16 protein-coding genes are annotated in these 19,846 nt (G+C 53.6%); 11 read left to right on the top strand and 5 right to left on the bottom strand.

The annotated features are described in order from the left end of the window. Nucleotides 1-107 precede the first annotated feature (107 nt). The 3 genes from B2Z72_RS10385 to rluB are packed head-to-tail and all read left to right on the top strand — an operon-like array spanning nt 108 to nt 3,309. Nucleotides 108-1,007: a segregation and condensation protein A gene (locus tag B2Z72_RS10385; RefSeq protein ID WP_296985871.1), complete on the top strand. Its 900-nt coding sequence runs from the start codon at nt 108-110 to the stop codon at nt 1,005-1,007. Next, nucleotides 1,004-2,443: an SMC-Scp complex subunit ScpB gene (scpB, locus tag B2Z72_RS19265; RefSeq protein WP_349681247.1), complete on the top strand. Its 1,440-nt coding sequence runs from the start codon at nt 1,004-1,006 to the stop codon at nt 2,441-2,443. The genes B2Z72_RS10385 and scpB overlap by 4 nt, the downstream gene beginning before the upstream one ends. Continuing rightward, nucleotides 2,443-3,309: a 23S rRNA pseudouridine(2605) synthase RluB gene (rluB, locus tag B2Z72_RS10395; RefSeq protein ID WP_296983451.1), complete on the top strand. Its 867-nt coding sequence runs from the start codon at nt 2,443-2,445 to the stop codon at nt 3,307-3,309. The genes scpB and rluB overlap by 1 nt, the downstream gene beginning before the upstream one ends. Nucleotides 3,310-3,481: 172 nt before the next feature. Here rluB and B2Z72_RS10400 read toward each other — a convergent pair whose 3' ends face one another. The 5 genes from B2Z72_RS10400 to B2Z72_RS10420 form a co-directional block, all read right to left on the bottom strand. Next, nucleotides 3,482-4,444 carry a GGDEF domain-containing protein gene (locus tag B2Z72_RS10400; protein ID WP_296983450.1) on the bottom strand — a complete coding sequence of 321 codons (963 nt, stop codon included), beginning with the start codon at nt 4,442-4,444 and terminating at the stop codon, nt 3,482-3,484. 252 nt (nt 4,445-4,696) lie between these two features. After that, nucleotides 4,697-5,455, bottom strand: a complete 759-nt coding sequence (locus B2Z72_RS10405) for a YciK family oxidoreductase (protein WP_297004743.1) — start codon at nt 5,453-5,455, stop codon at nt 4,697-4,699. A 100-nt stretch (nt 5,456-5,555) separates the two neighbouring features. Continuing rightward, nucleotides 5,556-6,209, bottom strand: a complete 654-nt coding sequence (locus B2Z72_RS10410; protein ID WP_297004747.1) for an HAD family hydrolase — start codon at nt 6,207-6,209, stop codon at nt 5,556-5,558. A 12-nt stretch (nt 6,210-6,221) separates the two neighbouring features. Continuing rightward, entirely contained in the window at nt 6,222-6,941 is a 720-nt protein-coding gene (ubiG, locus tag B2Z72_RS10415; RefSeq protein WP_297004749.1) for a bifunctional 2-polyprenyl-6-hydroxyphenol methylase/3-demethylubiquinol 3-O-methyltransferase UbiG, read from the bottom strand. Nucleotides 6,942-6,977: 36 nt separating this feature from the next. Next, a complete protein-coding gene (locus B2Z72_RS10420; RefSeq protein ID WP_296982645.1) occupies nt 6,978-8,288 on the bottom strand; it encodes a TRZ/ATZ family hydrolase in 1,311 nt (436 codons plus the stop codon). Nucleotides 8,289-8,521: 233 nt separating this feature from the next. Here B2Z72_RS10420 and gyrA point away from each other — a divergent pair, with 233 nt between their 5' ends. The 8 genes from gyrA to B2Z72_RS10460 form a co-directional block, all read left to right on the top strand. Further along, the gene (gene gyrA, locus B2Z72_RS10425) at nt 8,522-11,176 is read left to right on the top strand and encodes a DNA gyrase subunit A (protein ID WP_297004752.1); all 2,655 of its coding nucleotides are present in this window, start codon (nt 8,522-8,524) and stop codon (nt 11,174-11,176) included. Beyond that, nucleotides 11,176-12,342, top strand: coding sequence for a Wzz/FepE/Etk N-terminal domain-containing protein (locus B2Z72_RS10430; protein ID WP_296981835.1), 1,167 nt, complete (start codon nt 11,176-11,178; stop codon nt 12,340-12,342). The genes gyrA and B2Z72_RS10430 overlap by 1 nt, the downstream gene beginning before the upstream one ends. Before the next feature lie 24 nt (nt 12,343-12,366). Then, complete coding sequence (serC, locus tag B2Z72_RS10435; protein WP_296981837.1) at nt 12,367-13,458, top strand: 3-phosphoserine/phosphohydroxythreonine transaminase; 1,092 nt, start codon at nt 12,367-12,369, stop codon at nt 13,456-13,458. A 53-nt stretch (nt 13,459-13,511) separates the two neighbouring features. Continuing rightward, complete coding sequence (pheA, locus tag B2Z72_RS10440) at nt 13,512-14,615, top strand: prephenate dehydratase (RefSeq protein WP_296981839.1); 1,104 nt, start codon at nt 13,512-13,514, stop codon at nt 14,613-14,615. A gap of 38 nt (nt 14,616-14,653) precedes the next feature. Beyond that, nucleotides 14,654-15,766: a histidinol-phosphate transaminase gene (hisC, locus tag B2Z72_RS10445; RefSeq protein ID WP_296981840.1), complete on the top strand. Its 1,113-nt coding sequence runs from the start codon at nt 14,654-14,656 to the stop codon at nt 15,764-15,766. After that, complete coding sequence (locus tag B2Z72_RS10450) at nt 15,763-18,000, top strand: bifunctional prephenate dehydrogenase/3-phosphoshikimate 1-carboxyvinyltransferase (RefSeq protein ID WP_296981842.1); 2,238 nt, start codon at nt 15,763-15,765, stop codon at nt 17,998-18,000. Before hisC ends, B2Z72_RS10450 begins: the two co-directional genes overlap by 4 nt. A 4-nt stretch (nt 18,001-18,004) precedes the next feature. Continuing rightward, on the top strand, nt 18,005-18,688 hold the full coding sequence (gene cmk / locus B2Z72_RS10455) for a (d)CMP kinase (protein WP_296981844.1): 684 nt from the start codon (nt 18,005-18,007) through the stop codon (nt 18,686-18,688). A 147-nt stretch (nt 18,689-18,835) separates the two neighbouring features. Then, nucleotides 18,836-19,846: 30S ribosomal protein S1 (locus tag B2Z72_RS10460; RefSeq protein ID WP_297004754.1), on the top strand; the 1,011-nt coding region annotated here is incomplete at its 3' end.

A 19,846-nucleotide genomic window follows, 5' to 3' on the forward strand; every position in this document is an offset into this window, starting at 1 on the left:
CTGCAGTACAAGCGGTTCAGGCGGAAGAGACTCAGCCAGAAGAGGCTCAGCCAGAAGAGACCCAGGCTGATGCTGAAAAAGCTCAGGCCGCGGCGGCGTTTGCGCGTATGTCCGGGTTAAGCGGTCAGCAGGAAATGCCATTTGCCCTGGTGCAAGGGCAGCCGATGACGCAGCTGCCACTGGATCTTTATATTCCGCCGGATGCGCTGGAAGTGATTCTCGAGCAGTTCGAAGGACCGCTTGATCTGTTGTTGTACCTGATCCGTAAACAGAACCTCGACATTCTTGAGGTGAACGTCTCGGAAATCGTCGATCAGTACATGGAATACATCAATATGATGCAGGCCATGCAGCTGGAGCTGGCGGGTGAGTATCTGGTGATGGCTGCCATGCTGGCGGAGATCAAAAGCCGCGTTCTGCTGCCACGTAACCGCGAAGACGGGGAAGAGGGCGAAGAAGAAGATCCACGCGCAGAACTGATCCGTCGCCTGCAGGAATACGAGCGCTTTAAAACTGCGGCGGAAGACATCGACTCTATGCCGCGGCTGGAACGTGATACCTGGCTGGCGGATGTGGATGCACCTGACCGTATTCAGGAACGGGTACATCCGGAAGTGGAAATGAAAGAACTCATGCTGGCATTCGCTGCCGTATTGCGCCGCGCTGAGCGTTTTGAGCACCACGAAATTCAGCGCGAACAGCTGTCCACGCGTGAGCGTATGAGCGATGTGCTGGAGCGCCTGAAGGGCGGTAATTTTATGGCTTTCCGCGCCTTGTTTGATCCGTCTGAAGGCAAACTGGGCGTAGTGGTGACTTTCCTGGCCATTCTTGAGCTGGTGAAAGAACAGCTGATTGATATTGTGCAGCAGGAAACCTTTGGCCTTATTCATGTCAGAGCCCGTGACACCAAGACAGCAGATGGCCCGTCCTATAACGAATTTATGACTCACAGCAGCGACGGCCAGGGCAATGGCCAGGATGTGGAAGAAGGCGGAGTGAAGGAATGACGCAACCGTTAAAAAATATTCTTGAAGCCGCTCTGATGGCTGCTGGTGGGCCATTATCCCTCGAACGCATGCAGTCATTGTTCGAAGAGGATGACATTCCGGCGCCGCAGGCAATCCGTGACGCTCTGACCGAACTGAAAAATGACCTGCTGGGGCGCGGTATTGAACTGACGGAAGTCGCCTCCGGCTTTCGTTTTCAGGTGCGTACCGAGGTCGCTCCCTGGGTGGCGAAACTGTGGGATGAGCGTCCGCAGCGTTATTCCCGGGCATTGCTGGAAACGCTGGCGCTGATTGCCTATCGCCAGCCGATCACCCGGGGCGATATCGAAGACGTCCGTGGCGTTGTTGTCAGCTCAGGTATTATGAAAACTCTGCTGGAACGTGAATGGGTACGGGTGGTCGGCCATCGTGATGTACCCGGACGCCCGGCCATGTATGCCACCACCAAAGAATTTCTCGATTATTTCGGCCTGAAAAGTCTGGAAGATCTGCCATCCTTAATGGAAATCCGCGAGCTGGACGACGCTAACCGTAAACTGGAGCTTGGCGACGACGCGGAGGCGCGTAAAGAACCGGATAAGGAATACGAATTCCGCACGGACGAAGAAGTCGCACAACGTGGTGCGGACGTACTGGCGGAAACCGAAGACGATCTGGCAGCGGCCAAATCCATGGTCGACCGGGTGGAGAAAAACCTGTTTCATCGCGATGACGATGAAGAGGATGCCGGGGCTGGTGAAGGCGGCGAAAAACGCGCTGGCCGCAGCATTGGTGATCTGCTGGCAAGACTGGAAAAGTCCGCTCAGGAAGAGGCTGCTGAAAATCCGCCACAAGACAATCCACCTCAATACAAGGATGAGTCCGGTGAGGTGGCTGATTCTCTTCCAGATGCGACAGCTGATTCGCAGGATGATCAGCAAGCTGGCAGTGAAACTGAGCAGGCGTCAGAGTCTGAGGATGTTGCGCCGGCTGATGATGAAAAATCGCTGCACAACGAATCTGTACTGTCGGATGACGATGCTGAAGCGTATGATGGCGCCCCTTCTGATTCCAGGCTGACTGAAATATCGGGTATTGAGTCAGAACCGGGCTTCGGGCCTGGGTTTGGGGGAGAGTCGGGGGCCGAGTCTGAGCAGGAATCTGTAGAGGATTCCGACGAAGACAGTGAAAGCAGCCCGGAAGGAAGCCCAGAAACCGGTCCAGAAACCGTGGGTATGGAACCCGAAACAGAATTATCGGGCAGTGCGGATGATGATCGTACGTCCGGTTACAGTGTGGCAGGCACAGCGCCATCCATGTTTGGCAGTGTCGCGCCCAATGAAGAATCCCGTACCGCTGACGATGTTATGTCGGGTACGGAAGACAGTAACCAGAGCTCTGGTGCCGCATCGTCGGAAGATGACGACGCAGAGACAGGTGAGGAAGAACGAACCTGATGAACGAACGTATTCAAAAATTACTGGCCGTAGCTGGTGTGGCTTCCCGTCGGGAAGTGGAACGCTGGATTGCTGACGGCCTTGTTACCGTTAATGGTAAAAAAGCTCAGCTGGGCGACCGCGCTACGCGTTTCGATGAGATCCGTGTGGAAGGCCGCGTTATCAATCTGGAAGATGCCGGCACCAGCCGCCGCGTGCTGGTGTACAACAAGCCAGTCGGTGAAGTCTGTACCCGTAACGACCCGGAAGGTCGTCCAACGGTGTTTGACCACCTGCCAAAAACCAAAGGTGAGCGCTGGATTAACATCGGCCGTCTGGACATCAACACCAGTGGTCTGCTGTTGTTCACCACCGACGGTGATCTGGCTAACAAGCTGATGCACCCATCCTCTGGCGTCGACCGTGAATACGCAGTGCGTATCCGTGGCGATGTGGATGAAGCCATGATTGAACGTCTGAAAGAAGGCGTGCTGCTGGAAGACGGTCTGGCCAAATTTACCGATGTGCGCTTCTTTGATGGCGAAGGTCAGAATAAGTGGTATCACGTGGTACTGATGGAAGGCAAAAACCGCGAAGTGCGTCGCTTGTGGGAAAGCCAGAACGTTGCGGTAAGTCGTCTGAAGCGCGTGCGTTATGGTTGTATTTTCCTGCCATCCAATGTGCCGGTCGGAACCTGGGTTGAACTGAGCCAGCGTGAAGTGAACGACCTGTCGGATCTGGTTGGTATGGAACGCAAGAAAACCAAGCGCATGGTTGGCCGCGAAAAGGAACAGTTCCAGCGTGTGGCCAAGCGTCAGAAAGTGCGTCAGAGCGTAACGGCGAAACGCACGACCAAGCCAAAAGAAAGACAGAAAAAGAAAATCTGATCTTTCTCTGCCCATCCTTTGGCACGGGTCATCAGGACTGGTTTTGCAGAAAAGAGGCTTTGCAGAAACCGGGCTTTGAAAAACAGGCTTTGCAGATAACAGACGCAAACAAAAACACCGGCTACTGCCGGTGTTTTTTTATGGGTAATGTGTTGCGGATGAAAATCAACGCTCAGCGCAGGTTTTTGGCCGTTGGCTGTGGCGGCAACTCAAACTCATCAGTGTCACACACCACGCGGTTACGGCCGTTGCGTTTTGCCAGATAGAGGGCGTCATCTGCGCGCTGTATCAGAGTGTCGGTGTTGTCATCTAGATTCATGGTAGCACAACCAATGCTGCAGCTGATCTGCAGTGTCCCTTTGCTGTTGCTGAATTCCAGTGCGCCGATGCTTTTACGGATACGTTCGGCAATACGCAGGGCGCCGGCACTTTCAGCGTTACTGAGCAGAATCAGAAATTCTTCGCCGCCATAGCGGAAGCACATGTCGGTCTGACGGATGCAATTGGTCATGCACATGGCTGCTTCTTTCAGTACCTGATCGCCCATGCTGTGGCCGTATTCATCGTTGACCAGTTTAAAATGGTCAAGGTCCAGCATCAGGATCGACAGGTTTTGAGAATGGCGTTTGGCCAGTTCCAGCTCGCGGTTCAGGGTGCGGTCCAGGGCAACCCGGTTACCGGCGCCGGTCAGCGGATCGCGGAAGGATGCAGCCAGAGCTTCGTGGTAACGCAGGGCATTGCGCATCGGATACACCAATGTCGACAGCAGCCCCTCTATGTTGGCCAGCTCATGCTCGCGGAAGCGGGTCGAACGATGGAAAACCAGATCGCCCATATAATCCTGATGGGTCTGTAATCGGTAGCTGGCGCTGTGCACGCTGGTACGGCCAAAGCTGATCAGCAGATTGTTACCGGTGTGGGTGAAACTCATACCGTCCACCAGTACCGCCTGCTGAATCTCATTGAAGAAGATTTCCAGCAGTTGCGACAGTTCCAGCGTTGTTTGCAGCTTACCTGCCAGACGCAGCAGTAGCTCGGGCCGGATATCCGGCCTTGTCGCCATCTCACCAAAGGATGTAACGACCTTATCGTCCTGCAGTTCTGCACGACCGTTGCTGTGTAACGGACTGACCATGGCTTACCTCGTCCTGCGAAAACATTACCTGACGGGTAATAAGCGATTTCTGTGCCAGAGTTTAATTTATTAAAAAGTCTATTTAAATCAATTAGTTAGTGGGATTCATACGGGCTGGGGAGCAGTTTGTTGACTATTTGACGAACGACTGTTTTTTGAAATCGCCAAGAAAATGGCTTGGAAGTGGCTGTCAGCAGACGGGCTGCTGACAGCTAACTGAGCGTCGAGGGGCTGTTCAGTGAGTGCTGACTGTTATTTGCTGACGGTTTCTGCCAGATCTCTGGCATTCAGCGCCTGACCTGTGGTGCCAATGGAAGCAGGGCTCATCAGATACAGATAGGCCGGCATGATGCTTTCCGCTTCAGGCACACTGGCCGGATCTTCTGCCGGATAGGCCATGGCACGCATGCTGGTGCGGGTGCCACCCGGATTGAGACTGTTCACACGCACCTGGCTGGTGTTCTCCAGCTCATCAGCCAGAACCTGCATCAGGCCTTCGGTGGCGAATTTCGAAACTGAGTAAGCGCCCCAGTAAGCACGGCCTTCACGGCCCACTGAGCTGCTGGTGAAGATAACAGAAGCATCCGCCGGTGCAGCCTGTAACAGCGGCAGCAGGTGTTTCATCAGGCAGAACTGGCCGTTGACGTTGATCTGCATAACTTTCTGCCAGGTATCCCAGTGGTATGTCTGCAGCGGTGCGCGTTGACCCAGAACACCGGCATTGAGCAGAACACCGTCCAGATGACCAAAATTCTCTTCAATGGCCTGTGCCAGTTGGCGGAATTTTTCTTCGTCGGTTTCTTCCAGATCAAACGGCAGCACAGCAGGCTGCGGCAGGTTTTCGGCTTCGATCAGATCGTAGGTGTCATTCAGGGCTTCCTGGGTACGGCCCAGCAGAATCACTGTGGCACCGGCGCGGGCATAGGTCAGGGCGGCGGTGCGTCCGATGCCGTAACCGGCACCTGTCACTAAAATGACGCGTTCCTGGAGTTGCTGGGTGTTTTCTACCATGTTGTTACCTTTTGTCTGACAGAATCCGGCCATTTCAGGCACGGGTTTGCAATGGCTGAACGGCAAAGCGGCAAACTCTGGTTGCCGCTTTGCCGCCGGGTTATTCGGGCAGCAGGGATAATAACGCCTGGGGCGTGGCAATATAACGGTCAGCCTGCCAGCTGGCCGGATCATCACCGTCTTCTATGTAGCCGAAGGTGGCTGCGATACTTAGCATGCCGGCTGCACGGGCGGCTTCGATATCGCGAATATGATCACCAACATACCAGCATTGTTCTGCGCTCAGGCCGAGATCATGGGCAGCTTTCAGCAGGGCGTCCGGTGCCGGCTTACGGTGTTCTACGTCTTCCGGGCAGACAACAACATCGCAGTGAACGCTGATACGAGGCAGTAACAGGTCGGTATAGAGACGCGGTTTGTTGGTGACGATGGCCCAGCGGATCTGTTGTTGTTCGAGAGCTGGCAGCAGGGTTTCAAAGCCCGGAAACAGGCGGGCGCGCTGACCGATCAGCTGTTCATAACGGTCAAGCAGACGTTGGCGCAGTGGCCAGGCCTGCGGGTCATCGCTGGCTACGTTCCATGTCAGGCAGGCAAGGGCGAGTCCACCGTTGCTGACCTGTTGGCGGATGGCATCATCAGTGAGTGGTGGCAGGTCGTCGTCCTGACGCAGGCTGTTTACCACATCGATAAAGTCCGGAGCGGTATCAGCCAGGGTGCCGTCGAGATCAAACAGAATCGCTGCAGGTTTTTGCATGAAAATATCCGCTTACTCAGCCGGTTTAACTGTGGCCATCAGGTAGTTCACGCTGACGTCGTGGTCTTTCAGACTGTAGATTTTGGTCAGCGGGTTGTACACCATGCCGGTCATATCGGTAACCTGCAGGCCAGCGCCACGACACCAGCGGGTCAGCTCGCTTGGTTTGATGAATTTGTGATAGTCGTGGGTGCCCGGGGTCAGCATCTTCATCAGATATTCCGCGCCGATAATGGCAAAGGCATAGGCCTTTGGATTGCGGTTGATGGTCGAGAAGAATATGTGGCCGCCTGGTTTCACCAGCTGATAGCAGGCGCGGATGATGGATTCCGGATCCGGCACATGTTCGAGCATTTCCAGGCAGGTGACCACGTCATAGCTCTGCGGCTGTTCGCTGGCCAGCTGTTCCACAGTAATGTGGCGGTAATCCACTTTAACGCCGGATTCCAGCGCATGCAGTTTAGCGGTGGTGAGGTTGGCTTCGCCCATATCGATGCCGGTGACGTCGGCGCCGCGCTGAGCCATACCTTCACTGAGAATGCCGCCGCCACAGCCAACATCGAGCACTTTTTTGCCTGCCAGAGGAGCAATGCTGTCGACGTAGTTGGTACGCAGCGGGTTGATTTCGTGCAGCGGCTTAAACTCGCTTTCAGTATCCCACCAACGGGTTGCAGCGCTCTCGAACTTGGCGATTTCTGCCTGGTCAACGTTGGTGCTGTGATTCTGTTGCATAGTGTTTCCTGAATCGTTTCGTATAAACAGCGGGCTTCAGCCTGCTTTGATTTTGGTTGCCCAGATACCGGCTTCAGCGCGGATCTCAGCTTCATTCAATGTGGTCAGCTGGCCATCTTTCAGCAGCAGTTTACCCGCGACCCATACATGGCTTACGTGGCGGCTGCTGTCGGTATAAACCAGCTGGGACACCGGATCGTAGAGCGGCTGTTGGGCGATATCGCTCAGCGATACTGCCTGAATATCGGCCCATTTGCCCGGCTCCAGTGAGCCGGTCTGATCTTCCAGGCACAGTGCCCGGGCGCCACCCATGGTCGCCATATAAAGTGCTTTGGCCGCTGGCACTGCTGCGGCATCTGCGGCGACGGCTTTAGCCAGCATGGCGGCGGTTTTCATTTCGCCCTGAATATTGAGGTCGTTGTTGCTGGCAGCGCCGTCGGTACCCAGTGCGACGTTGATATCGCTGCTCAGCAGCTGGTGCGCGGGGCAGAAGCCACTGGCCAGTTTCAGGTTGGATTCCGGGCAGTGGACAACCGAGGCGCCGCTATGTTGCAGTATGGCGATATCTTCCTCGTTGATTTGCGTCATATGCACGCAGCTCAGGTTATCCGTCATAAAGCCAAGGTCAGCGAGGCGTTTGACCGGGCGGCAGCCGAATTTATCCATGCTTTCCGCTACTTCAAAGGCCGTTTCGTGAAGGTGAATCTGTACCGGCATATTGAGCTGGTCAGCTAAGGTTTTGATTTGCCGCAGCGGGCCGTTGGAAACTGTATAAGGCGCGTGGGGACCGAGACCGAAGGTCAGCAGGTCGTGATGCTTGTAGCGGTCGTGTACAGACAGCGCCTTCTTGATGTACTCGTCGGCGTTCTGAGCAAAATTGGTCGGGAAGTCCAGAATCGGCGTAAAGCTGACGTGACGGATGGCAGCTTGCAGGGCAACGTCTGCCGCCGGGGCCGGGTAAAAATACATGTCAGCGTAGGTTGTGGTACCACATTTCAGCATTTCACTGATCGCCAGGCGGGTGCCGGCAGCCGCGAAAGCTTCATCTACCCAGCGGCCTTCCGCCGGCCAGATATGCTCCTGCAGCCAGGTCATCAGGGCCAGATCGTCAGCCATGCCCCGGAACAGTGACATGGCGGCATGACCATGGGCATTGATGTAGCCGGGCAACACCACCTGATCAGGCAATTCCAGTGTCTGAGCGGCGTCCGGGCCGGGTTCGTCAGCGGGCTGAATGGCCAGAATCCTGCCGTCCCGGATATAGACGGACTGATGTTCCAGTACAGACGCGGTGTCGTCTGTCATGGGAATGACCCAGCGTGCATTGAGCCTCAGGTCTGCCTGCATTCGTCGTATTCCTGTGCGATTGCTTTGGCTGGGATTATAAACGCACGGGGTGCTGGTGTCCCGGATCAATCATCCCGCAGAGTCTGTTCAGGCCTGTTAGGTATCTTGTTGATTTATGGTATGATTCGGCGGTTTATTCAGGGGCTGGTTGTGGCCGGCCCGACAATCACAAGGACAGAATCATCCGTGCCCCAAAATAACCGGGTGATCCGTACAGTACAGGCCGAAAATCTATGGGTGAGTTAGCCAAAGAAGTTCTTCCGATTAATATTGAAGACGAACTGCAGCAATCGTATCTCGACTACGCCATGAGCGTAATCGTGGGGCGGGCGCTGCCAGACGTTCGCGACGGTCTGAAGCCGGTTCACCGCCGGGTTCTGCACGCGATGAACGTGCTTGGCAATGACTGGAACAAGGCCTATAAAAAGTCTGCCCGTGTGGTCGGTGACGTGATCGGTAAATATCACCCGCACGGTGACTCCGCGGTATACGACACCATCGTGCGTATGGCGCAGGACTTCTCCATGCGTTACACGCTGGTGGACGGTCAGGGTAACTTCGGTTCCATTGACGGTGACTCCGCCGCAGCGATGCGTTACACCGAAGTGCGCATGGAAAAGATCGCCCATGAGATGCTGGCGGATATCGACAAAGAAACCGTCGACTGGGTGCCTAACTACGATGGCACGGAACAGATTCCGGAAGTTCTGCCAACCCGTGTACCGAACCTGTTGGTCAACGGCTCCTCCGGTATTGCCGTGGGTATGGCGACCAACATTCCGCCGCACAACCTGCGCGAAGTACTGACCGGCTGTCTGGCGCTGATCGATAATCCCGATCTGGATGTCGATGCACTGATGGAATATATCCCGGGTCCGGATTTCCCGACCGGCGCGTTCATCAATGGCCGTGAAGGCATTATTGAGGCTTACCGTACCGGTCGTGGCCGTATTTATCTGCGTGCCCGTCATATTTTCGAAGAGCATGAAAAGACCGGCCGTGTCAGTATCGTGTTCACCGAAATCCCATACATGGTGAACAAGGCCCGCCTGATTGAAAAAATTGCTGAGCTGGTAAAAGAGAAAAAACTGGAAGGCATCAGCGAGCTGCGTGATGAATCCGATAAAGACGGTATGCGTATCGTTGTCGACCTGCGTCGCGGTGAAGTGCCGGAAGTTATTCTGAACAATCTGTTCGCACAAACCCAGTTGCAGGGTGTGTTCGGTATCAATACTGTGGCATTGGTCGATGGCCAGCCTAAGATTCTGAACCTCAAGCAGCTGCTCGAAGCCTTTGTCACGCACCGTCGTGAAGTTGTGACCCGTCGTACCATTTACGATCTGCGTAAAGCCCGTGAGCGTGGCCACATTCTGGAAGGTCTGGCGCTGGCGCTGGCCAATATCGACCCGGTTATTGAACTGATTAAAAAATCTCCGACTGCTGCCGAAGCGAAAGAGCGCTTAGTCGCTACACCTTGGGCGCCGGGCGATGTGCTGGATATGCTGGAGCGTGCTGGCGAAGATGCCTGCCGTCCGGACGATCTGCCGGAAGAGTATGGATTCCGTGATGGTATTTACCATCTGTCTCCTGCGCAGGCGCAGGCCATTCTGGATCTGCGTCTGCAGAAGCTGACCGGTCTGGAGCATGAAAAGCTGATTGAAGAATATCAGCTGAAGCTGGAAGAAATTGCTGAATACCTGGAAATCCTGGGCAGTTCCGAGCGCCTGATGCAGGTGATCCGTGAAGAGCTGGAAGCCATCCGTGAAGAGTACGGTGATGAGCGTCGTACTGAAATCATCGCGCAGAAACGCGACCTGACCATGGCCGACCTGATTCCGGAAGAAACTCTGGTGCTGACACTGAGTCACGGCGGTTACGCCAAGACCCAGCCGATGGATACCTATCAGGCCCAGCGCCGTGGTGGTAAGGGTAAATCCGCGACCGCCGTTAAAGACGAAGATTTCGTTGAACGTATGCTGGTGGTGAACAGCCACGATACCGTACTGTGTTTCACCGATGCCGGTAAGGTTTACTGGCTGACGGTTTACGATATTCCGCAGGCTGGCCGTAACGCTAAAGGCCGTCCGATTGTGAACGTGCTGAACCTGTCGGAAGGTGAGCGCATCACCAGTATTCTGCCAGTGGATGAATACCGCGAAGATCAGTTTGTCTTTATGGCGACTGCCAACGGTACCGTGAAGAAAACCACTCTGGATCAGTTCAGTCGTCCGCGTTCTTCAGGCCTGATTGCCTGTGAGCTGGATGAAGGCGATTGGCTGGTAGGCGTTGCTATTACTGATGGCAGCCAGGACATTCTGATGCTGTCGGATGCCGGTAAAGCGGTACGCTTTAAAGAGTCCGATGTGCGTGCTATGGGCCGTACAGCCCGCGGTGTGCGTGGTATCAAACTGGGCGAAGGTCAGAAGGTTATCTCGCTGATTATCCCTGCTGAGGGCGGTACTGTACTGACTGCATCACAGCGTGGTTTTGGTAAGCGTACCGAAGTGACTGAATTCCCGACCAAAGGTCGTGGTACTCAGGGCGTTATTGCCATGGTGACCAGTGAGCGTAATGGGCCGTTGGTCGGTGCCGTACAGGTATTCGAAGAAGACGAAGTGATGCTGATCAGCGATCAGGGCACACTGGTCCGTACACCGGTGAAAGGCGTATCGGTACTGGGACGTAATACTCAGGGCGTTACGCTGATTAAAGTGGCTGAGAAAGAAAAACTGGTCGGTGTTGAGCGTATTTGTGAAGACGATGACGAAAGCCTGGAAGCGGTTGTGTCTGAAGGTCTGGAGGCAGATACCGATGCAGCAGCTGATGCAAATATGGATGCCGATACCAGTGTCGATGATGGTGAAGATGGTCAGGAAACGGAAGAGTAATGAGTCCTTTAGAAAATAACGCGCCGGAGCGCGCGGTTGCTGCGGCTGACGAAGTTGATCTGTTTGATTTGCTGGATGACTTGCAGGATAAGTGGTATTGGGCGCTTGGTGCTTTTCTGATCACTTTAGTGCTTGCCGTTGTTTACGCATACGTCGCTACACCTGTTTATCAGACGGAAGCCATTATCACCGATGTACCGCCGTCGAAATTGCTGGCATTTAATCAGCCGGCTTTGCGCAGCACGCTCAGTCTGACGGGTTCGGTGCAGGATAAAGCGGTTAGTGGTAATGACGATAAGTCGGTCATGTTGACAGACGAGGCGGTGTTCCAGCTGGATCCGGAAACAGCATTCAGCAGTGCCCGCTCAGTGATACGCTCCGCATCAACGCGCAAGGCTTTCTACAGTGAATTGCTGAAGGAGAATGCTCCCGAGCTGATGGCGCTTATTTTTTCGGCTGATCTTACAGAAGAACAGAATCTGGCCTATTTTCTTCAGCGCTTCAGTTTTACCGATCCAGGTAAAAACGACGGTGCAGATACGTATCTCTCTATACGTTTTGAGCTGGAGAGCAGCTCTCAGCTGGCGCGGGATGTACTGAATAAATACGTCGATTTTGCGCTGGCTCTGAACAAAAAGCGTGTACATGGCGAGTTTGATCAGAAGGTAAATGCCGAGCTGGATCTGACCAGAACCTGGGCGCAGAACTTCCGTACCGAGTATGAAGCGGATAAAGCCAGACGAATAGCGACACTGGAAGAAGCGGCGGATATCGCCAAAAGTATTGGCCAGACCCGTCCTTTCTATAATTCTAACGATATCGTCGTCAGCAGTGAGCCACCGCTGTATATGATGGGCGAAACTGCGTTACGGCGTGAGGCTGAGCTGTTGAAAAGCCGCTCCGGAAAAACATCGGAAGATGTGTTCGTTGCAGGACTGTCCGCTATCAACAATTACATTGCTGCCCTCGAGGGTGTCTCCGTGGACTGGTCAGGTGTGGATCTGGTTGAGATTGACCAGGCTGCTTTATTACCACTGAAGCCGGTTAAACCGCGTAAAGCTTTGATCGTTGCCGCAGGTGGCGTTGGTGGTTTGGTGCTTGGTGTTCTGGCCGCATTGCTGGCTGCTGCTTCCAGTCGTCACCGCAGACGCTCTGAACGCGCATAATTATCTGTATTACCTGGAAAAATCATGAGTCGAATTTTTAATTTCTGTGCCGGTCCAGCTGCTTTACCAACTGCAGTTCTGGAGCGCGCACGTGCGGAAATGGCTGACTGGCACGGTAAGGGCCTGTCCATTATGGAGATGAGCCACCGCAGTAAGGAATATGTATCGGTTGCAGAAAAAGCAGAGCAGGACTTACGCGATCTGCTGGATATTCCGGCAAATTACAAAGTTCTTTTTATGCAGGGCGGTGCCAGCAGTCAGTTCACTATGGTGCCTATGAACCTGTTCCGTGGCTCTGCTGATCAGTTCTGTGCGGATTACATCAACACCGGACAATGGTCGAAAAAAGCGATCGCCGAAGCGAAACGATTCGGTAAGGTCAATGTCGCTGCATCAACCGAGGCTGATAATTTTACCTCGGCGCCAGCACAAGGTGATCTGAAGTTATCGGCAGAAGCATCCTATGTGCACTATACCCCGAACGAAACCATCGGTGGCGTGGCATTCGATTACATTCCTGATGTGGGTGATAAGCCATTAGCGGCCGATTTTTCTTCCTGCATTCTGTCAGAGCCGTTGGATGTTTCAAAATTTGGTCTGATCTATGCGGGTGCGCAGAAGAATATCGGTCCAGCCGGCCTGTGTGTGGTGATTGTGCGTGAAGATTTGCTTGGTCAGACGATTCCGGGCACGCCAACCATGTTTGATTACAAGGTTGCTGCTGATAACGCCTCTATGTACAACACGCCACCGACCTATAGCTGGTATCTGGCGGGTCTGGTGTTTGAATGGCTGAAAGAGCAGGGTGGTGTTAAGGCGATGGCGGAGCTGAATCAGCGCAAAGCCAATAAGCTGTACGGTTTTATCGACGGCAATGATTTTTACGCCAACCCGGTTGCCATTAATAACCGTTCAAAAATGAATGTGCCGTTTACGTTGGCAGACGCATCCCTGGATAAACTCTTCCTGACTGAAAGCGAAGAAGCTGGCCTGTTGAATCTGGCTGGTCATCGCAGTGTCGGTGGTATGCGTGCATCCATCTACAACGCTGTCTCAGAAGAAGCCGTTGATGCATTGATCGCGTTTATGAGCGATTTTGCTAAAAAATATGGCTGATGCTCAGGCAATTAATCAGGTAAATATTCAGGTTACAGAAGGCATCAGGCACTATGGCTGACGGGCGCACAGAAGCACAGGAACTGGATGAACTGAGACAGCAGATTGATTCGCTGGATCAGCAGATTCAGTTATTGATCAACCAGAGAGCCCGCTGTGCTCAGGATGTTGCAGAAGTTAAGCAACGCTATGCTGCGCCGGGTAATAAGGTTTCTTTCTACCGCCCCGAGCGCGAAGCGCAGGTGCTGCGTAAAGTCATGGATCGCAATGAAGGACCATTGCCTGATGAATCCATGGCGCGACTGTTCCGTGAAATCATGTCGCAGTGTCTGGCGCTGGAAGAGCCACTGGAAGTGGCTTATCTCGGCCCGGAAGGCACCTTCACTCAGCAGGCAGCGGTTAAGCATTTTGGCCATGCCGTGCATTGTCGTGGCGAGGTTTCTATTGCCGATGTATTCCGTGAAGTTGAAAGTGGCGCGGCCAATTATGGCGTCGTGCCGGTAGAAAACTCCACGGAAGGTGTAGTAACACATACCCATGACAGCTTTTTTGATTCAAACCTGAAAGTCTGTGGTGAGGTGACGCTGCGCATTCATCACCATCTGCTGGTAAAAGATCCCGCGCAGGCGGTCAACCGGATTTATTCTCACGCCCAGTCATTGGGGCAGTGCCGTTTATGGCTGGATCAGCATTATCCGGGCATTGAACGCATCGCTGTCAGCTCAAACGCTGAAGCGGCAAGACGTGCCAGTCAGGAAACGGATTCTGCGGCCATTGCCGGTGATGTTGCAGCGGATCTGTATGCACTGACTATCCGCTCTGCCAATATCGAAGATCGTCCGGATAATACCACGCGTTTTCTGATAATCGGGCGCGAAGAAACCGAACCTTCGGCGAACGATAAAACATCAATTCTGGTCGCTAACCGCGATAAACCGGGTGCGCTTTACGAGGTATTGGAACCATTCCATCAGGCAGGGATCAGTCTGACGCGCATTGAGACACGGCCAGCGCGCAGTGGCACCTGGAATTACGTATTTTTTATTGATTTTGAAGGTCATATTAAAGACCAGCATATTGCGCCTGTGATGGATGAGTTGCGTAAAGTGGCGCTGGATTTTAAATGGCTTGGCTCCTATCCCAGAGCAGTGCTCTGACAACGCATTCTTCCCTGAGGGGAATATAGAGGCAACACATGGCAGTCGATTTTCTGCAACTGGCGGTACCTGGTGTTCAGGCGCTGCGTCCTTATCAGCCGGGCAAGCCTATTGATGAGCTGGCCCGTGAGCTGGGTCTCAATGAATCTGATATCGTTAAGCTCGCAAGTAACGAAAACCCGATGGGTCCGGGGCCTAAGGCGCTGGCCGCCATTGAGGCGTCGCTGCAGGACGTAACTCTGTATCCGGATGGAGCCGGTTTTGAGCTGAAAAAAGCCTTGTGCGAAAAACTCGGTATCAAACCTGAGCAGATCACTCTGGGCAATGGTTCCAGCGATATTCTGGATTTTATTGTGCGGGTGTTTGTGAATGACGGCGATAACATTGTTGTCTCTCAGCATTCGTTTGCGATTTATGGATTGGTTGCCAAAATGGTGGGCGCTGACTGCATTCAGGTGCCGGCTGTGGATTTTGGCCATGATCTGAAAGCAATGGCTGCTGCTATTAATGAGCGCACTAAAATCGTTTTCATTACCAATCCAAATAATCCAACCGGTACCTGGCTGACGCGCAGTGAACTGGTGTCCTTCCTGAATAGCGTGCCTGAGCATGTGCTGGTCTTACTGGACGAAGCGTATTTCGAGTTTGTTGCTGAAGAAGAGTACCCGGACGGTATTTCTCTGCTCGCAGATTATCCGAACCTGGTCGTTGCCCGTACTTTCTCAAAAGCGTACGGACTGGCGGCACTGCGTGTCGGATATTCTGTATCAGGTCCACAGATTGCGGACCTGCTGAATCGTGTACGTCCTCCGTTTAACGTGAATTCTCAGGCGCTGGCAGCGGCTGCAGCCGCATTAACGGACGATGATTATGTTGCCAGCACTCTGGCCGTAAACCGCGCAGGTCTGATGCAGCTGGAAGCGGCCTTTAAAGAACTTGGTCTGAGCTTTATTCCATCCGTCGGTAACTTTATTGCATTCAAAGTGCCGGAAAATACCGATGAAAATACCGTTTACCAGAGCATGCTGCAGCAGGGCGTTATTATCCGTCCGGTTGGTAATTACGATATGCCGGGATACCTGCGCGTTACTGTGGGTACTGAACCGCAGAATGCTAAATTCATTGAAGCACTGAAAACGGTACTGTCTTGAGCGCCGGTAAATCTTTTCATATTGCCAGAATTGCAGTGATCGGACTGGGTCTGATCGGCTGCTCCTGGGTGAAAGGCCTGCGGGCAAGAAACTGCCTGCGGACCGTCGTTGGCTATGACCGCAACCTTGACTCCATGCAGGAAGCGCTGAGAGTCGGACTGGTTGATGATTTCAGCACCGACATTGCCAGCGTGGTGAAAGACGCCGATCTGGTGATTATTTCAGTGCCGATCCTGTCTGTGCGTCAGGTGCTGGAAGATCTGAAACCTGGCTTGTCTGACCATACTGTGCTGACCGATGTTGGCTCGGTAAAAGGGTCGGTTGAGCGCGATGTAAAAGCGGTATTTGGCGAACATTTTGAGCGTTTTGTACTGGGGCATCCGATTGCCGGCTCAGAACGCAGCGGCGTTACCGCTGCCGATGAAAATCTTTATGTTCATCATAAAGTGATTCTGACACCAACCGACAACACATCGCCGCAAGCTATTGAGCTGGTGAAAAACGCCTGGTTGGCGGTGGAAGCGGACGTTGAAGAAATGTCCGTCAGCTTTCACGACGAGGTTCTGTCAGCAACCAGCCACCTGCCACACTTGCTGGCCTATTCTCTGGTGGATACGCTGGCCAATCGTCACGAAAATAAAGAAATTTTTAACTATGCTGCCGGCGGCTTCCGCGATTTTACCCGTATTGCAGCCAGCAGCCCGGTGATGTGGCGGGATATTTTTTCCGCCAATAAAGAGCAGATTCTGCGTACGCTGGATCTGTTTACGCATGACCTTGCTTTTCTGCGCTCAGCCATTGAACAGGACGACACAACCACGGTGATGGGCGTGTTAACCCGTGCTAAAGTGGCGCGCGACCATTTTTCTAAAATTCTCGCCCGCAGGGCCTATGTTGATTCTATGAAAACAGCCTCCGTTAATTATCTGGCCGCACCGGGTGGTGCGCTGTCCGGCAGCTTCCGTGTTCCGGGAGATAAATCCATTTCTCACCGTTCCATCATGCTTGGCTCGCTGGCCAACGGCACCACGGAAGTCAGTGGTTTCCTGGAAGGGGAAGACAGCCTGGCTACACTGCAGGCCTTCCGTGATATGGGCGTTGTTATCGAAGGCCCGCACCGGGGCCGGGTGACCATTCATGGGGTAGGGCTGCATGGTCTGCAGGCTCCACCAAATACGCTGTATGTAGGTAACTCCGGTACCTCCATGCGTCTGCTGGCGGGCCTGATGGCCGGACAGAGCTTCGACGTGGAAATGAGTGGCGATGAGTCTCTGTCCAAGCGTCCGATGGGCCGTGTAGCCGATCCACTGCGTTTAATGGGCGCCAAAGTGGATACTGCGGAAGGTGGTCGTCCGCCGATGAAAGTCTACGGTGCCAATAAACTGAAAGGCATTCATTACGATCTGCCGATGGCCAGTGCTCAGGTTAAGAGCTGTGTTCTGCTGGCAGGGCTGTATGCCGAAGGCGAAACCTCGGTAACTGAGCCTGCACCGACCCGCGACCATACCGAGCGTATGCTGAAAGGTTTTGGTTATAACGTTGAGGTCGACGGCAGCACCGTGCGTATTCAATCCGGTGGTGAGTTGACAGCAACCAGTATTGATGTGCCGTCGGACATTTCTTCTGCGGCCTTTTACATGGTTGGTGCCAGTATCGCCGAAGGTTCGGATATCACTCTGGAGCACGTCGGCATTAACCCAACCCGTGTTGGTGTGATCAATATTCTCAAAGCCATGGGCGGTAATATTGAAATTCTGAATGAACGTGAAGTCGGTGGTGAGCCGGTGGCCGACATTCGCGTGCGCAGCGCGCAGCTGAAGGGTATTCATATTCCGGAAGATCAGGTGCCGCTGGCGATTGATGAATTTCCGGCGCTGTTTGTGGCTGCGGCCTGTGCTGAAGGTGAAACCGTTCTGACCGGTGCTGAAGAGCTGCGTGTAAAAGAAAGTGACCGCATTCAGGCCATGGTTGATGGTCTGGTAACACTGGGTGTGGATGCGAAAGGTACTGAAGATGGTGCTGTTATCAAAGGGATGGGTAAAGACGGTAAGTTTGGTGAAGGCGATATTGTGACCCATCACGATCATCGCATCGCCATGAGTTTTGCCATGGCCTCTCTGCGTGGCAGTGGCACCATCCGTATTCTTGACTGCGCTAACGTAGCCACCTCTTTCCCAGGCTTCGTTGAGCTGGCGAATAACGCTGGTCTGAATATTGAAGTCAGTGAAGGGTAAGCTTATGACGACTTCCACAGCAGCTGTTATCACCATTGATGGACCGTCCGGTGCCGGTAAGGGCACCGTATGTGCCCGTCTGGCTGAAACTCTGGGCTGGCAGCTGCTCGACAGCGGCGCCTTATACCGTATTACCGGACTGGCTGCTGACCGTAAAAAGATCGCACTGGATAACGAAGCTGAAGTCGCAGCGGTTGCTGCGGCTCTGGATGTGCGTTTTGAACCAACATCTGTCGGTGTGCAGGTGATCCTGGAAGGTGATGACGTCACTACCACAATACGCACTGAAGACGTCGGCAGTCTGGCGTCACAGGTCGCTGCCTTGCCGGCCGTGCGTGAAGCGCTTCTGCAGCGCCAGCGTGATTTTCGTGCTGCTCCGGGACTGATTGCCGATGGCCGCGATATGGGCACAGTGGTGTTCACCGATGCACCGGTGAAAGTGTTTCTTACCGCCAGTGCTGAGGAACGTGGTCGCAGACGATACAAACAGTTGACTGATAAAGGCATAAGTGCTAGTTTGCCCGCCCTTATCGAAGACATCCGCGCTCGTGATGAGCGGGACAGCAACCGTGCAGTGGCTCCGTTGAAGCCGGCAGAGGATGCTGTGCTGATCGACAGCACGTCAATGAACATTGACGAAGTGTGCGATCAGGTACTGAGTCTCGTCCGTGAAGCAGGACTGATCTGAGATCAAAGCGGCGTTTCCGTCAGCTCCTTACGAGGGGAGGGAACGGCCACTTTTAAAACTGACTAACCCCAGATGTCTGGCCATCTGGCAGGTGTGCGTCTCCACTTAATCAACCCCGGAGACCCGCCGTAACCACAGGAAATACGCATGAGCGAAAGCTTTGAAGCCCTCTTTGAAGAATCCCTTAAAGAACTGGATATGCAAACCGGTTCCATCGTGTCTGGTATCGTTGTTGATATAGACAGTGACTGGGTAACCGTAAACGCTGGTCTGAAATCAGAAGCTGTTATCCCACGCAGCCAGTTCCTGAACGAAAAAGGTGAGCTGGAAGTAGCCGTAGGCGACGAGACTCAGGTGTCTCTGGAAGCTGTAGAAGACGGTTTCGGTGAAACCAAGCTGTCCCGTGAAAAAGCCAAGCGCGCTGAAAGCTGGAAAGAGCTGGAAAAAGCTTTCGAAGCTGATGAAATGGTTATGGGTATCATCAACGGTAAAGTCAAAGGTGGCTTCACTGTTGATCTGAAAAACATCCGTGCCTTCCTGCCAGGTTCTCTGGTTGACGTACGTCCTGTACGTGATACCGCTCACCTGGAAGGTAAAGAGCTGGAATTTAAAGTTATCAAACTGGATGCCAAACGTAACAACGTTGTGGTTTCCCGTCGTGCCGTTCTGGAAGCTGCTAACAGCCAGGAACGCGAAGAACTGCTGGCTAACCTGCAGGAAGGTCAGTCTGTTAAAGGTATCGTTAAGAACCTGACCGACTACGGTGCATTCGTAGACCTGGGTGGCATCGACGGCCTGCTGCACATCACTGACATGGCGTGGAAGCGCATCAAGCACCCGAGCGAAATTGTGAATGTTGGCGACGAAATCGACGTTCGCATTCTGAAGTTCGACCGTGAGCGCAACCGTGTTTCACTGGGCCTGAAGCAACTGGGCGAAGATCCCTGGGTGGCAATCAAAACCCGTTACCCCGAGAACAGCCGCGTAAAAGCCAAAGTGACTAACCTGACTGACTACGGCTGCTTCGCTGAGATCGAAGAAGGTGTTGAAGGTCTGGTACACGTTTCCGAAATGGATTGGACCAACAAGAACATCCACCCCTCTAAAGTCGTACAAGTTGGCGACGAAGTGGAAGTGATGATTCTGGATATCGACGAA

Origin of the sequence: Thalassolituus sp. UBA6592 (genome assembly GCF_002433655.1) — a bacterium.
GTDB lineage: Bacteria > Pseudomonadota > Gammaproteobacteria > Pseudomonadales > Oceanobacteraceae > Venatoribacter.